Annotated in this window: 15 protein-coding genes; 9 read left to right on the top strand and 6 right to left on the bottom strand. The window is 69.5% G+C overall.

Going from position 1 to position 13,396, the window contains the following annotated elements:
* Nucleotides 1-2: 2 nt before the first annotated feature.
* The 3 genes from sufC to AC3IF1_RS25005 form a co-directional block, all read right to left on the bottom strand.
* Complete coding sequence (gene sufC, locus AC3IF1_RS24995; protein WP_489219796.1) at nucleotides 3-755, bottom strand: Fe-S cluster assembly ATPase SufC; 753 nt, start codon at nucleotides 753-755, stop codon at nucleotides 3-5.
* 223 nt (nucleotides 756-978) lie between these two features.
* Nucleotides 979-2,448, bottom strand: a complete 1,470-nt coding sequence (gene sufB, locus AC3IF1_RS25000; protein ID WP_489219797.1) for a Fe-S cluster assembly protein SufB — start codon at nucleotides 2,446-2,448, stop codon at nucleotides 979-981.
* Between the two features lie 69 nt (nucleotides 2,449-2,517).
* Complete coding sequence (locus AC3IF1_RS25005) at nucleotides 2,518-3,687, bottom strand: cysteine desulfurase family protein (RefSeq protein WP_489219798.1); 1,170 nt, start codon at nucleotides 3,685-3,687, stop codon at nucleotides 2,518-2,520.
* Between the two features lie 265 nt (nucleotides 3,688-3,952).
* Between AC3IF1_RS25005 and AC3IF1_RS25010 the strand changes: the two genes are divergently transcribed.
* Both AC3IF1_RS25010 and AC3IF1_RS25015 read left to right on the top strand, forming a co-directional pair.
* A complete protein-coding gene (locus AC3IF1_RS25010) occupies nucleotides 3,953-4,609 on the top strand; it encodes an alpha/beta hydrolase (RefSeq protein ID WP_243972104.1) in 657 nt (218 codons plus the stop codon).
* A gap of 88 nt (nucleotides 4,610-4,697) precedes the next feature.
* Complete coding sequence (locus tag AC3IF1_RS25015; RefSeq protein WP_243972105.1) at nucleotides 4,698-5,084, top strand: response regulator; 387 nt, start codon at nucleotides 4,698-4,700, stop codon at nucleotides 5,082-5,084.
* A 223-nt stretch (nucleotides 5,085-5,307) separates the two neighbouring features.
* On the opposite strand, the gene AC3IF1_RS25020 is transcribed toward AC3IF1_RS25015, so the two are convergent.
* The 3 genes from AC3IF1_RS25020 to AC3IF1_RS25030 all read right to left on the bottom strand — a co-directional run bounded on the left by AC3IF1_RS25020 (nucleotide 5,308) and on the right by AC3IF1_RS25030 (nucleotide 8,953).
* Nucleotides 5,308-6,477: an acetyl-CoA acetyltransferase gene (locus AC3IF1_RS25020; protein ID WP_489219799.1), complete on the bottom strand. Its 1,170-nt coding sequence runs from the start codon at nucleotides 6,475-6,477 to the stop codon at nucleotides 5,308-5,310.
* A gap of 66 nt (nucleotides 6,478-6,543) precedes the next feature.
* Nucleotides 6,544-8,262, bottom strand: a complete 1,719-nt coding sequence (locus AC3IF1_RS25025; RefSeq protein ID WP_489219800.1) for an IlvD/Edd family dehydratase — start codon at nucleotides 8,260-8,262, stop codon at nucleotides 6,544-6,546.
* Between the two features lie 121 nt (nucleotides 8,263-8,383).
* Complete coding sequence (locus AC3IF1_RS25030; RefSeq protein WP_489219801.1) at nucleotides 8,384-8,953, bottom strand: NUDIX domain-containing protein; 570 nt, start codon at nucleotides 8,951-8,953, stop codon at nucleotides 8,384-8,386.
* A 200-nt stretch (nucleotides 8,954-9,153) separates the two neighbouring features.
* Between AC3IF1_RS25030 and AC3IF1_RS25035 the strand changes: the two genes are divergently transcribed.
* Genes AC3IF1_RS25035 through AC3IF1_RS25065 form a run of 7 tightly spaced genes read left to right on the top strand, consistent with a single transcriptional unit; the run spans nucleotide 9,154 to nucleotide 13,389 of the window.
* Entirely contained in the window at nucleotides 9,154-9,684 is a 531-nt protein-coding gene (locus tag AC3IF1_RS25035) for a hypothetical protein (RefSeq protein WP_489219802.1), read from the top strand.
* Nucleotides 9,681-9,932, top strand: coding sequence for a monovalent cation/H+ antiporter complex subunit F (locus AC3IF1_RS25040; protein ID WP_243972113.1), 252 nt, complete (start codon nucleotides 9,681-9,683; stop codon nucleotides 9,930-9,932). Before AC3IF1_RS25035 ends, AC3IF1_RS25040 begins: the two co-directional genes overlap by 4 nt.
* Nucleotides 9,929-10,213: a monovalent cation/H(+) antiporter subunit G gene (locus AC3IF1_RS25045; protein ID WP_489219803.1), complete on the top strand. Its 285-nt coding sequence runs from the start codon at nucleotides 9,929-9,931 to the stop codon at nucleotides 10,211-10,213. The genes AC3IF1_RS25040 and AC3IF1_RS25045 overlap by 4 nt, the downstream gene beginning before the upstream one ends.
* On the top strand, nucleotides 10,210-10,461 hold the full coding sequence (locus AC3IF1_RS25050; protein ID WP_243972117.1) for a Na(+)/H(+) antiporter subunit B: 252 nt from the start codon (nucleotides 10,210-10,212) through the stop codon (nucleotides 10,459-10,461). Before AC3IF1_RS25045 ends, AC3IF1_RS25050 begins: the two co-directional genes overlap by 4 nt.
* Nucleotides 10,458-11,234 (top strand): MnhB domain-containing protein, encoded by a 777-nt coding sequence (locus AC3IF1_RS25055; protein ID WP_489219804.1) that lies wholly within the window; start codon nucleotides 10,458-10,460, stop codon nucleotides 11,232-11,234. The genes AC3IF1_RS25050 and AC3IF1_RS25055 overlap by 4 nt, the downstream gene beginning before the upstream one ends.
* Nucleotides 11,235-11,236: 2 nt before the next feature.
* Complete coding sequence (locus AC3IF1_RS25060) at nucleotides 11,237-11,638, top strand: sodium:proton antiporter (protein ID WP_489220468.1); 402 nt, start codon at nucleotides 11,237-11,239, stop codon at nucleotides 11,636-11,638.
* Complete coding sequence (locus AC3IF1_RS25065) at nucleotides 11,635-13,389, top strand: complex I subunit 5 family protein (protein ID WP_489219805.1); 1,755 nt, start codon at nucleotides 11,635-11,637, stop codon at nucleotides 13,387-13,389. Before AC3IF1_RS25060 ends, AC3IF1_RS25065 begins: the two co-directional genes overlap by 4 nt.
* Nucleotides 13,390-13,396 lie beyond the last annotated feature (7 nt).

Here is a 13,396-nt window from a genome sequence, read left to right on the forward strand (position 1 = left end):
GCTCAGGCGGCCTCGCTGGTGCTGTACTCGGCGTAGCCTGAAGCTTCGAGCTCGAGGGCGAGGTCCTTGCCGCCAGTCTTCACGATCCGGCCCTTCGACATGACGTGGACCACGTCCGGCACGATGTGGTTCAGGAGCCGCTGATAGTGGGTGATGACCAGGAACGACCGGCCCTGGCCGCGCAGGGCGTTCACGCCCTCGGAGACGATGCGCAGCGCGTCGATGTCGAGGCCGGAATCGGTCTCGTCGAGGACGCAGAACTTCGGCTGCAGCAGCGCCATTTGAAGAATCTCCATGCGCTTCTTCTCGCCGCCGGAGAAGCCGACGTTGAGGGCGCGCTTGAGCATGTCCTTGTTGATCTCAAGCCGGTCGGCGGCGGCGTTCACCGCGCGGATGAAGTCCGGGGTCGAGATCTCACCCTCGCCGCGGGCGCGGCGCTGGGCGTTCAGGCAGGCCTTGAGGAAGGTCATGGTGCCGACGCCGGGGATTTCCAGCGGGTACTGGAAGGCCAGGAACACGCCGGCCGCGGCGCGCTCGTCCGGCTCCATCTCCAGCAGGTTGTGGCCGTCGAGCAAAATCTCGCCGTCGAGGACCTCGTAATCCGCCTTGCCGGCGATGACGTAGGAGAGCGTCGACTTGCCCGAGCCGTTCGGGCCCATGATCGCGGCGACCTCGCCGTCCTTCACGGTGAGGTTCAGGCCGTTGAGGATGCGGTTGTCCTCGATCTGCACGACGAGGTTCTTGATTTCCAGCATAGTTCGTTAGTCCTGTCTGAATTCGCTAATCGTCCCGTCCCCGACGCCTCGACGCTCACGCATCCTGGCGTGATCATGCGCGACGCGCTCTCCTGCCCCTTTGCAGGGAGGAGCCGGAGGTGGGGGTTGAGCAGAAGGAGACGCCGCAATTTACCCGGCACCACCCCAACCCCTGCCCCTCCCCGCAAGGGGGAGGGAGGATGCACGCACCCGTTCCGAGCCCTCAGCCCACCGAGCCTTCAAGGCTGATCGAGATCAGCTTCTGGGCCTCGACGGCGAACTCCATCGGCAGCTGCTGCAGCACGTCCCGGACGAAGCCGTTGACGATCAGCGCGGTCGCCTCCTCCCCGGAGAGGCCGCGCTGCTGGCAGTAGAACATCTGCTCCTCGGAGATCTTCGAGGTGGTCGCCTCGTGCTCGAACACGGCGGAGGCGTTCTTCGACTCGATGTAGGGCACGGTGTGCGCCCCGCACTGATCGCCGATCAGCAGGGAGTCGCAGTTCGTGAAGTTCCGCGCGCCCTTGGCCTTCTTGTGGGCCGAGACGAGACCCCGGTAGGTGTTCTGCGAACGGCCCGCCGAAATGCCCTTCGAGATGATCCGGCTGGTCGTGTTCTTCCCGAGATGGATCATCTTGGTGCCGGAATCGACCTGCTGCATGCCGTTCGACACCGCGATCGAGTAGAACTCGCCGCGGGACTCGTCGCCGCGCAGGATGCAGGACGGGTACTTCCAGGTGATCGCCGAGCCGGTCTCGACCTGGGTCCAAGAAATCTTCGAGCGGTCGCCGCGGCAGTCGCCGCGCTTGGTCACGAAGTTGTAGATCCCGCCCTTGCCGTCGTTGTCGCCCGGGTACCAATTCTGAACCGTCGAGTACTTGATCTCGGCGTCATCCAGGGCGACCAGCTCGACCACCGCGGCGTGGAGCTGATTGTCGTCGCGCTTGGGGGCGGTGCAGCCCTCCAGGTACGAGACGTAGGAGCCCTTGTCGGCGATGATCAGCGTGCGCTCGAACTGACCGGTGTCGCGCTCGTTGATGCGGAAGTAGGTCGACAGCTCCATCGGGCAGCGGACGCCCGGCGGGATGTAGACGAACGAACCGTCGGAGAAAACCGCCGAGTTCAGCGTCGCGAAGAAGTTGTCGGTCGAGGGTACAACCGTGCCCAGGTACTTCTTCACCAGCTCCGGATATTCCTGGACCGCCTCGGAGATCGGCATGAAGATCACGCCGGCCTTCGAGAGTTCCCTCTTGAAGGTGGTAGCCACCGAGACCGAGTCGAACACGGCGTCGACCGCGACCCGGCGCTCCGGCGCGATGCCTTCCAGCACCTCGACCTCACGCAGCGGGATGCCGAGCTTCTCGTAGGTCTTCAGGATCTCGGGATCGATCTCATCGAGCGACATCGCCGCCGGGCGCTTGGGCGCCGCATAGTAGTAGATGTCGTTGTAGTCGACCTTGTCGTAGGAGACGCGGGCCCACTCCGGCTCCTTCATGGTCAGCCAGCGCCGATAGGCGTCGAGGCGCCACTCCAGCAGCCACGCCGGCTCATTCTTCTTGGCCGAGATGAAGCGCACGACATCCTCGGAGATGCCCTTCTCGGACTTCTCCATCTCGATGGTGGTCTCGAACCCGTACTTGTACTGGTCGAGGTCGATCGAGCGGACCCGGTCGATGGTTTCCTGCACGGCAGGCATCAGCGTCTCCTGGGCATCTCCGGCGTCAAGGGCCGGGAAGCGTGTGTCGGAAAGCGGGGGGAGCGGCGCTTAGGCCGCCTGTCCTCGTCGTCTATATAGGGGCTGCAACACCCGTTCGAAGGCGTCGAGGAAGCATGTCACATCCTCGTCCACCGTGTTCCAGCCGAGGCTGACGCGCAGCGCCCCCCCGGCGAGGTCGGGACCGACGCCCATTGCGGCCAGCGTCGCCGAGCGTGCGACCTTGCCCGACGAGCAGGCCGAGCCCGACGACACCGCCACGCCGGCGAGGTCGAAGGCGATCAGGGCCGAGGGCGCGTCGAGCCCCCGGACAGAGACGCTGAGGGTGTTGGGCAGACGTGGGGCCCCGGCGGCGAACACCACGGCGTCGGGCGCGAGGGCCCGCACGCCCGCCTCGATCCGGTCACGCAGGGCCGACAAGCGCCGGGCCTCCGGGTCGAGCGATTCGCGAGCGATCCGGGCCGCCTCGCCCATGCCGACGATGGCCGGCAGGCACTCGGTGCCACAGCGCTGCCGACGCTCCTGGCCGCCGCCGCGCAGGAAGGCGCTCTCCAGGGTGACGCCATCGGCCAGCACGAGGGCACCGACGCCCTTCGGCGCCGCGAACTTGTGGCCCGACAGGGACAGCGCATCGAGGCCGAGTCCCGCGATGTCGAGGGCGACCTTGCCGGCCGCCTGCACGGCATCGCTGTGGACCAGCGTCCGGCCATGCGCCAGCGCCAGGGCCGCCACGTCGCTCAGCGGCTGCACGGCGCCGGTCTCGTTGTTGGCCGCGTGGACCGACAACAATACGGTCTCGCCCGCCAGGTCGGCCAAACGCGCCTCCAGCACGGCGAGATCGATCACGCCGTCGCCGGTGACCGGCAACTGCTCCACCGCCGCCTCCGGGAAGCGATGGCCCACGGCCACGCAGGGATGCTCCGTCGCCGTGTGCAGGAGGCGGGTCGGGGCCGGCAGGCCGCGACCACGCAGGGCGCCCGACAGGACCGCGTTGGCCGCTTCGGTCCCGCCGCTGGTGAAGATCACCTGCTCGGGCCGCGCGTTCACCAGGGCCGCGACCTGAGCGCGGGCGGCCTCCAGGGCGGCCCGGGCCGAACGGCCCTCCGCGTGGATCGATGAGGGATTGCCCGGAAGCATCAAGGCGCGCGCCACCGCGTCCGCGACGGCCGGGCGGACCGGGGCGGTGGCGTTGTAGTCGAGATAGGCGCGTGCCCGGCTCATACGCGTTCCGTTTTGCCCATCGCCGCCGCGCGTCACAATTCCTTGCCCGCGCACCGGTTCGGCGTGCTAAGGCGCGCCGACAGAAAGAGATCCCACCGACCAGCCCGGGTCAGTGCGGCAGCCGGTGCGAACCACCGAACCGCCTTTTTAGAACTGTTCCAATCGACTAGAACTGTTCTAAGAGTGCTTTTATGGTGCGCACGCGACGAGTCAAGGCTGCCGCGCCGACCGCCGGGCGTGCGATCTCGAGAGTGAGAGACGAGCGATGCCCGAAGTCATCTTCACAGGTCCGGCCGGCCGCCTGGAGGGCCGTTACCAAGCCCCCAAGAAGCGCGGCGCACCGATCGCCATCATCCTGCACCCGCACCCCCAATTCGGGGGTACGATGAACAATCAGATTGTGTACAACCTTTTTTACACCTTCGCCAATCGCGGCTTTGCAGCCCTGCGTTTCAATTTCCGCGGGGTTGGGCGGAGCCAGGGTGCGTTCGACCACGGCTCGGGCGAGCTGTCCGACGCCGCGGCGGCCCTCGATTGGGTGCAGTCGGTCAATCCCGAGGCGAAGTCCTGCTGGATCGCCGGCGTGTCCTTCGGCTCTTGGATCGGCATGCAGTTGCTGATGCGCCGGCCCGAGATCGAGGGCTTCATCTCGATCGCCGCCATGGCGAACCGCTACGACTTCACCTTCCTGGCCCCGTGCCCGTCATCCGGCCTGTTCGTGCACGGTTCGGAGGACCGGGTCGCCCCCGCCCGGGAGGTCATGCCGGTGATCGAGAAGGTGAAGACCCAGAAGGGCGTCATCATCGAGCACCAGATGGTCGAGGGTGCCAACCACTTTTTCGACGGCAAGGTTGAGGAGCTCACCCAGACGGTGGACACCTACCTCGACAAGCGCCTGGGCAAGCGCGAGGAGGCGGCCTGACGCAGCGCGGCCCCCGCGCCTTGACGGGGTGAGCCCCGGAGGAATACGGCGCGGGCTTCGGAATTCACGGCACACCTCCGCAGGCCTGATGTCAGAAAGCCCGTCCGACCAACCCGTGGTGCTCCTCGTGGAGGATGACGGACTGCTGCTGATGGAGGCCGCGGACACCCTGGCGGATGCCGGCTTCACCGTGGTGGAGGCGAGCCATGCGGACAAGGCGCTCAAGGTCCTGGAGAACCGCGACGATGTCGGCGTCCTGATGACGGATGTCGACATGCCGCAGGGCTCGATGGACGGTTTCGCCCTCGCCCGCCTGGTGGCGCATCGCTGGCCGTCGATCCCCGTGCTGGTGGTCTCGGGGATGGGCACACCCGGCCCGAACGACATGCCGGAGGGCGCCCGCTTCATCCCGAAGCCCTACGAGCCGACGACCCTGGTCCGCACCCTCCGCGCCTTCATCCAGCGGGCGGCCTGACGCCCGCTCCGCGTGGGCGGACGAGGGATCCGGGCGGTGAACCCCCGGCCGAGAGCCGTGACCGACACCGGCCGACAGGACTGTTTCGCCTTATCGGACTAGGCGTCACGAAAATCTCCGGGACCGCCCTCGCCCGCAGGGGGATTCAGCGCCGACCGTCGCAGGCATCCGGCAGAGCTCTGCGAGCATCGTAGCCCCTCCCGCGGGGGAGGAAGAGCGCTTGTCAGCGCCGGCGTTCCAGAATGGACACGTAATTGGCCACCGCCGCGCCGCCCATGTTGAAGATCCCGGCGAGTTCGGCGCCGGGCACCTGCATTTCGCCGGCCACGCCCATGAGCTGCAGGCAGGCCATTACATGCATCGACACGCCGGTGGCGCCCACCGGATGGCCCTTCGCCTTCAGGCCGCCGGACGGGTTGATCGGCAGCCGGCCGCCTTTTTCGGCCAGCCCCTCGCGCACCACGCAGTACCCCTCGCCTGGGGCCGCGAGACCCATTGCCTCGTACTCGATCAGCTCGGCGATGGTGAAGCAGTCGTGGGTCTCCACGAAGGACAGGTCGTCGTTGCCGATCCCGGCTTCGGCCCGCGCCTTCTCCCAGGCGAGCCGTGCGCCCTTGAATTCCGTCGGATCGCGGCGGGACAGGGGCAGGATGTCGTTGACGTGGGCGCGGGCGCGGAAGCCGATCGCCCGCTCCAGCGCCTCGGCGGTCTCGGCATCCGCCACCACGAGGGCCGCCGCCCCGTCAGAGATCAGCGAGCAGTCGGTACGCCGGAGCGGTGCCGCCACGTAGGGATTCTTCTCCGAGACCCGATTGCAGAACTCGAAGCCAAGATCTTTTCGCAATTGCGCGTAGGGGTTGCCGACGCCGTTGCGGTGGTTCTTGGCGGCGATCCGGGCCAGCTCCGCGCTGCGGTCGCCGTAGCGCTGGAAGTAGCCCGCCGCGATCCGCCCGAACACGCCCGCGAAGCCGCCCTCGATCTCGGCCTCCTCCTTCCGGTAGGAGGCGCCGAGCAGGATATCGCCGGTCTCGGCCACGGTCTTGGCCGTCATCTTCTCGGCGCCGATTACCAGGGCGACGCGGCCCCGGCCGCTGTCGACGAAGTCGAGGGCCGCGTAGAGTGCCGCCGACCCGGTGGCGCAGGCGTTCTCCAGATGGGTCGCGGGGGCGTGGGCGAGGCCCGGCCGGTTCACCGCCACCAGCGATCCCTCGAAACCCTGCTTCGAGAAGCCGGTGTTCATCGAGCCCACATAGATCCCGTCGACCTGCGTATCGTCGATCCCGGCATGGGCCAGCGCTTCGCCCGAGACCCGGGCGATCAAGCCCTCGACATCCGGCTCCTCGAGCTTGCCGAAGGGGGTGTGGGCCCAGCCCACGATGCAGGCGCGCGTCATCCGGTTCCCTCCCGAACTCTCGTCCGGACGATGGCCCCGGCGCGCCCGGCGATCAAGCCAGGTGGTTCAGCCCTCGTGCCCCTCCCCCATCAGGAAGTCGAAGTCGCAGCCCTCGGGGGCCTGGGTGACGGTGCGCCGGTAGAGCGCCTTGTAGCCCCGGGTCGGGGCCGGCGGCGGCGTGTGGCCGGCGAGCCGCCGCGCGATCTCCTCGGGTTCCACCAGCAGATCGATCCGCTTCTCGCGGATCGACAGCCGGATCCGGTCGCCGTCGCGCACCGCAGCCAGCGGCCCACCAATGGCGGATTCGGGGGCGATGTGCAGCACGATCGACCCGAAGGCCGTGCCGGACATCCGGGCGTCGGAGATGCGGACCATGTCCTTCACCCCCGCCCGGGCGAGTTTCTTGGGGATCGGCAGGTAGCCCGCCTCCGGCATCCCAGCCGCGTGCGGGCCGGCATTCTGGAGCACCAGCACGTCGTTCGGGCCCACGTCGAGGTCGGGATCGTCGATCCGCCGGCTCAGGTCCTCCAGGCCGGTGAACACCACCGCCCGCCCTTCCGACTCGAACAGCTCCGGCGTCGCGGCGGCGCGTTTGAAGATCGCGCCCTCGGGGGCGAGGTTGCCGGTGAGCGCGACCAGCCCACCCAGCGGTGAGACCGGGTTGTCGAAGGGGCGGATCACCGCACGGTCGACCCAGCCGGCGGGCTCGTCCAGGCGCTCGGCCAGCGTCCGGCCCTCCACGTCCACGGTGTCGAGGTGCAGGAGCGGGCGCAATTCGCGCAGCAGCGCACCCATCCCGCCGGCCGCGTGGAAATCCTCCATGTAGCCCTCGCCCACCGGCTTCAGGTCGACCAGCACCGGCGTCGCGTCGGAGATCTCATTGAAGCGCGCATAGGGGATGCGGATGCCGAGCCGTCCGGCGATCGCCGTCAGGTGGACGATGGCATTGGTCGAACCCGAGACCGCCATCAGCACCCGGATGGCGTTCTCCACCGACTTGCGGGTGATGACCCGCGCGGGCGCGATCTTCGACTGGATCAACCGCACCGCCGCGCGGCCGGTCTCCTCGGCGGCCACCAGCCGGTCGGAATGGACCGCCGGGATCGCGGCCGTGCCGGGCAGCGACATGCCGAGCGCCTCCGCGATGCACGCCATGGTGGAGGCCGTGCCCATCACCGCGCAGGTGCCGGCGGTGACCGAGAGCCGTCCCTCGACCTCGGCGATCTCCTCCGCATCGACGGTGCCGGCCCGGTACTTCGCCCAGAAGCCCCGGCAATCCGTGCAGGCGCCGAGCCGCTGGCCCCGGTGGCGGCCGGTCGACATCGGCCCGGTCACGAGCTGGATCGCCGGGAGCCCCGCCGAGGCCGCACCCATGAGCTGGGCCGGCACGGTCTTGTCGCAGCCGCCGATCAGCACGACCGCATCCATCGGCTGGGCCTGGATCATCTCCTCCGTGTCCATGGCCATCAGGTTGCGGTACATCATGCTGGTCGGGTTGAGGAAAACCTCGCCGAGCGACACGGTCGGGAACGGCCGCGGCAGGGCGCCGGCGGCCAGGACTCCGCGGGAGACCGCCTCCACCAGCTCGGGCATGCCGCGATGGCAATTGTTGAAGCCCGACGGCGTCATGGCGATGCCGACCACCGGCTTGTCCAGCAGCCCCGGCGAGATGCCCATCGAGCGGGCGAAGGAGCGGCGCAGATAGCGGGCGAAGTCGCGGTCGCCGTAATTGGTCAGCCCGCGGTCGAGCCCGTGCGGTTCGGCGTGTCCTGGGTCATCGCTCATGCCATCGATCCCTGACTCGTGAGCTTGCGCCGGCCTCAGCGCAGGTGGAAGGCGATCCACGCGACCCCGGCGAGCACCGCAGCGGTCAGCAACCCCTGGGCGATAACGCGATAGCGGATTCTCACGCGCGGAACAGCTCCGGATGGCGCGCGCGCAAAGCCAGCACCAGGGTGAGCGTCTTGAGGTCGGTGATCTCGGCCCGGTCGGCCAGGCCAGCGAGCTCGACGAGCGGCATCTCGACGACCTTGATGTTCTCGTGCTCGCCCGCGGCGCCGCCCCCCGCCTCGGCCCGGTCCGACCGGCGGTAGGGGGCGAGGTAGAGGTGTATCTTCTCGGTGGTCAGACTTGCACAGGAATAGGTCGCACCGATGAATTCGAGCGCGGTCAGGCGCAGGCCGACCTCCTCCAGGGCCTCCCGGCGGACGTTCTCCTCCGGGCTGCCGTCGTCGATCAGGCCGGCTGGGGCCTCCAGCTGGACTTGCTCGCCGGCGGCGAACAGCGGCGGCACCCGCAGCTCGCGCACCAGGGTGGCGACCCGGCGCTCGGGATCGTAGGGGAGCACGCCCACCGAATTGCCGTGATCCTCGAACTCCCGCTCGACCACCGCGCCGTCGGCGAGGCGCACCTGCGCGATGCCGAACCGGCTCCAGCCCTCGTGCACGAAGCGGATGGTGAGAATCTCGGCTGTCATCGCATGTTCCTGTGCCTGCCCGTGCCCTCGATCACGGATGTCCCACCCACCCCCGTCTCTGGAGGTCCTGCGCCGCAGGGCTTCAGCAGGCGCAGCGACTTTGGGATGACGTGTATCGGGCTCTCACAGGCCCTACACGGAACCGTGTCGTCGGGTTCCGGGAACGCTGGCGCCCGCGGCCACGTTTGGTCGGGCAGCGCATGGCCACGCTTCCGCGGGACGTGCCCCGGGCAGGATCGATGCGGGCAGGACCGATCAGCGGCATCAAGGAACGGTCGACGCGCGACGCGGTCGCGATCTGGATCGCCCTTGCCCTGGCCTACTTGGTCTTCGCCGGGTCCTTGAGCGTGAACGAGGGCCTCGCCACGGTGGTCTGCGCCACCCTCGGCACGGCCTGGTGGGGGGTCGCGGGACGACGCGGCGGCGTGCGGTTCCGCTTCGACCGGGCAGCGCTCCGGCCGGTCGGGCCGGCCCTCGTCGGCATGCCCCGGCAGACCGCGCGGGTCGGACTGCATCTGATAAAGGCCCTCCTCGGCCGCGTCGAGGGCGGCGCGACCCGTGACCGGAGCGCTGCCGAGATTGCGTGGGCGACGCCGCACGGCGATACGGCTCCGGCCGCGCGCGCCGTCGGCCTGTTCGCCGCTTCCCTCGCCCCGGACAGCTACGTCCTGACCCTCGACCGCGAGCACGGGACCGTGGCGACGCACTCCCTGGAGGACTCGGCGTCATGAGCATCTGGACGGCCGCCATCCTGGGGCTGCTGCCGCCGATGGTGCTCGCGGCGGCGCTGGCGTGGCGCGGCCGGCCCGGCCAGCGCTTCGCGGCCTATCAGCTTGCCGGCAGCGTCACGGTGCTGATCCTGACGCTGATGGCCTTCGCCACCGACCAGGCCTCGATCACCGACCTCGCCCTCACCCTGGTCCTGCTCAACCTGCCCGGCACCCTGCTGCTCGCGGTCTTCCTGGAGCGCTGGATATGAGCGTCGTCATCGGCGCGCTGCTCGGCCTCGCGGTGGCGGCGACATGGCTGTCCGCCCTGGCCCTGTGGCGCCTGCCCCGGGCCCTCGACCGGTTCCACGCCCTCGCCTTCCTGAACGTCACGGCCTCCGGCTTGGTCACGGTGGCGGCCTTCCTGGCCGACGGCATCTCCGGGCGCTCCCTCAAGATCCTCCTGATGATGGTGCTGTACTTGTCCTGGGCGGCGGTGCTGTCGCACGTGTCCGGCCGCGCCGTGCTGATGCGCGAGGGCCGCTCGGCATGACGGTGATCCTGCCGCTCCTGTTCCTGCTGACGGCGATTTCCGGGACGGCCGTGGTGCTGGTGCGTGACCCCGTCCGGCAGGTCTTCGCCATCGCGGTCAACGGCCTCGTCCTGGCAATCCTGTTCGACGCCCTCCAGGCCCCCGACGTCGCCCTGTCGGAACTGACGGTCGGCGCGGCGGCGGTCCCGCTCCTGTTCCTCGTGGCACTCATGGCGGTGCGGACCCAGCCCCCCGAGGAGAAACCGTGAGCCCGCGGATCCGCGTCGCGCTGCTGGCCCTGGCGGGCCTGATCCTGCTGCCGTGCGCCGCCACGGTGATCGCCGGGCTGCCGCCCTTCGGCGCGACGATCGCGCAGTACGGCGAGCGCATCAATGCGATCACGCCTGAGGCGCGGCACGTCGCCAATATGGTGAGCGCCATCAACTTCGACCTGCGCGGCCTCGACACCCTCGGCGAGGAGTTCATGCTACTCGCCGCCATCACCGGCACGGTGGTGCTGCTGCGCGGCCGCCGCGGCGAGGGCAACACCGAGCACGCCATGCGCCGGCCCGGCCGCGCCGTGATCCCGCGCTCCGAGGCTGTCGTGCTCGCCTGCCGGATCGCCGGGCCGCTCACCGCCCTGTTCGGGCTCTACGTGGTGGTGCACGCCACCGTGACGCCGGGCGGCGGCTTCCAGGGCGGCGTGATCCTCGCCTCCGCCACGCTGCTGATCTACCTCGGCGAGGGCTATGCCGGCTGGCGCGACGCGATCCGCAGCCACTGGCTCGACGCCATGGAGGGGGGCGGCGCATTACTCTTCGCCCTGTGCGGGCTGGCGCCGATGCTCACCGGCGCCGCCTTCATGCAGAATGTCCTGCCGCTCGGCACCTTCCGCGACCTGTTCTCCGGCGGGCTGATGCTGGTCGAGAATCTCGGCGTCGCCCTGGCGGTGACGGGCGGGTTCACGCAGCTCTTCCTGGAATTCATGGAGGAGACCCGCGCGGCGGACGAGCCCGACGAGCCAGGAGAGGAATCGGCGTGACGATGTTGCCCTACGCGGTCGCCGCGTGGCTGTTCGGGATCGGCCTCTACGGCATCGCCACCAGCCGGAACTTCATTCATCTCGTCGGCTGCCTCGGTATCTGCCAATCGGCGACCTACGTGTTGCTGCTCGGCCTCGGCTACCGCTGGGGCAGCATCGCGCCGATCTTCTACGACCACCCGCCCGGCACCCCCGCGGTCGATCCGGTGATGCAGGCGCTGGTGCTGACCGACATCGTGGTCGGGGCGACGCTCACCGCCCTCCTCCTAGTTCTGACGATTCAGGCCTACAAGCGCGGCGGCAGCCTCGACCCGGAGAAGCTCCGGCCGATGCGCGCGGGTGGTGGATCCCGGCGCGACCAGGCTTCGAGCCGCGCGGACGACGGCGCGGGGAAAACATCGTGACCGCCTTCCCCGCCGCGCTTCTGCCCCTACCGGTCGCCCTCCCGCTCGTGGTCTGCGCGGCGCTGCTCGCCACCGCGCATCTGCTGCCGGGCCGCCTCCCCGACATCCTGGCGACGCTGGCCGCCCTCGGCGTCGCGATCCTCTGCGGGACGATCGCCCTGCACGCCGCCGACGGGCCCCTGGTGTACTGGTTCGGCGGATGGGAGCCGCGGGATGGCGTCCATCTCGGGATCGGGTTCTCGGTGGACGAGGCGAGCGGCTGGGTCGCCGCCTTCATCGGCCTGCTCTACGCCCTGACCTTCGTGTTCGCCTGGGGCTTCTTCGACCGCACCCACGGTCATTTCCAGATCCTGATGCTGCTGTTCCTGGCCGCCATGGTCGGGTTCTGCTTCACCCGCGACATGTTCAACCTGTTTGTGTGGTTCGAGGTGATGAGCGTCGCCGCCTTCGCGCTCACGGCCTACCACCTTGCGGAATCGGCGCTCGCCGGCGCCATCAACTTCACGGTGGTCAACAGCCTCGCGGGTTTCCTGATGCTTGGCGGCATCGGGCTGATCTACGCCCAGACCGGAACGCTGGATTTCGAGGGCATCGCGGCTGCGGTGGCCCGGGGCGGGCGCGATCCGGTGGTGGCCGGAGCCTTCTGCCTCGTGGCGGCGGCCCTGATGATCAAGGGCGCGATCGTGCCGTTCCAGTTCTGGCTCGCCGACGCCCACGCGGTGGCGCCGAGCCCGGTTTCGGTGATCTTCTCCGGCTCGATGGTGTCGCTCGGGCTGTTCGGCCTGGCCAAGGTGAGCGCGGTCGTGTTCGGGGCCTCCGGACAGGTCCAGCACGCCCTGCCGGTGCTGCTGATCGGACTCGGCGGCGTCACCGCGCTCCTCGGCGGCTGGATGGCGCTGCTGCAGCGTCACCTCAAGCGGATGCTCGCCTTCTCGACGATCTCCCATGCCGGGATCATGCTGACCGGCATCGGCGCACTCTCGGCGGGCGGGACCGGCGGCATGCTGGTCTACGTGGTCGGACACGGGCTGGTGAAGGGCGCCCTGTTCATGATCGCCGGCATCCTGCTCGCCACGCAGGCCAGCATCGACGAGATCGCCCTGCGCGGCCTCGGGCGCGGGATCTGGCCGGCGGGGATCGCCATGGGGCTGGCCGGGCTGCTGCTCTGCGGCCTGCCGCTCGGCGTGCTCGACCAGGGCACGCGCCTCGTCCAGGGGGCGCTGGCGCAGCAGGGTCACGGGATCGCCCTGGCGGCCGGCGGTATCGGTGCGGCGCTGACCGGGGCGGCGGTCCTGCGGGCGGCCGGCCGCATCTTCCTGGGGCTCGGTCCGGATCCCGGCGACGAGGCCGGGGCGCCGAGCGAGGACGAGCGCGAGAAGGCCAACCGGCCGCTCTGGCTGATGCTGGGACCGTGCTGTGTGCTGCTGGCCCTCGATATCGGGCTGCCGGCGGATCTGATCGGGCATGCCCTCCCGCGGGCGGCCTCGGCGTTCCTGCACCGCCCGGCGGTGGAGGCTCTGGCGGAGGGGCCCGCCTGGCTGCCCTGGGCCTCCCTCATCGCCGCCCTGGCGGGCGCCGGCTACGGGCTGTTTCGCAAGACCCTGCCGGCGCTGGTGGTCCGGCCGGTCAGCGTGACACAATCGGCGCCGACGCGCGCCCTGGAGGTGCTGCACAGCGGCCTGATCGGCGATTACGCGGCGTGGCTGGCGGTCGGTGTCGCGCTGATCGCGGCGGTGCTGGCGATGGTTTGACCGGAAG

This window comes from Methylobacterium sp. E-012 (assembly GCF_057836545.1).

What these genes read in the sequence shown, in the direction of transcription:
- AC3IF1_RS25030 (WP_489219801.1), bottom strand. Translation starts at nt 8,953, where the DNA reads ATGACAGCCGAGATTCTCACCATCCGCTTCGTGCACGAGGGCTGGAGC.
- AC3IF1_RS25060 (WP_489220468.1), top strand. Translation starts at nt 11,237, where the DNA reads ATGTTGCCCTACGCGGTCGCCGCGTGGCTGTTCGGGATCGGCCTCTAC.
- AC3IF1_RS25025 (WP_489219800.1), bottom strand. Translation starts at nt 8,262, where the DNA reads ATGAGCGATGACCCAGGACACGCCGAACCGCACGGGCTCGACCGCGGG.
- AC3IF1_RS25020 (WP_489219799.1), bottom strand. Translation starts at nt 6,477, where the DNA reads ATGACGCGCGCCTGCATCGTGGGCTGGGCCCACACCCCCTTCGGCAAG.
- AC3IF1_RS25050 (WP_243972117.1), top strand. Translation starts at nt 10,210, where the DNA reads ATGACGGTGATCCTGCCGCTCCTGTTCCTGCTGACGGCGATTTCCGGG.
- AC3IF1_RS25010 (WP_243972104.1), top strand. Translation starts at nt 3,953, where the DNA reads ATGCCCGAAGTCATCTTCACAGGTCCGGCCGGCCGCCTGGAGGGCCGT.
- sufC (WP_489219796.1), bottom strand. Translation starts at nt 755, where the DNA reads ATGCTGGAAATCAAGAACCTCGTCGTGCAGATCGAGGACAACCGCATC.
- AC3IF1_RS25045 (WP_489219803.1), top strand. Translation starts at nt 9,929, where the DNA reads ATGAGCGTCGTCATCGGCGCGCTGCTCGGCCTCGCGGTGGCGGCGACA.
- AC3IF1_RS25035 (WP_489219802.1), top strand. Translation starts at nt 9,154, where the DNA reads ATGGCCACGCTTCCGCGGGACGTGCCCCGGGCAGGATCGATGCGGGCA.
- AC3IF1_RS25015 (WP_243972105.1), top strand. Translation starts at nt 4,698, where the DNA reads ATGTCAGAAAGCCCGTCCGACCAACCCGTGGTGCTCCTCGTGGAGGAT.
- AC3IF1_RS25005 (WP_489219798.1), bottom strand. Translation starts at nt 3,687, where the DNA reads ATGAGCCGGGCACGCGCCTATCTCGACTACAACGCCACCGCCCCGGTC.
- AC3IF1_RS25040 (WP_243972113.1), top strand. Translation starts at nt 9,681, where the DNA reads ATGAGCATCTGGACGGCCGCCATCCTGGGGCTGCTGCCGCCGATGGTG.
- sufB (WP_489219797.1), bottom strand. Translation starts at nt 2,448, where the DNA reads ATGCCTGCCGTGCAGGAAACCATCGACCGGGTCCGCTCGATCGACCTC.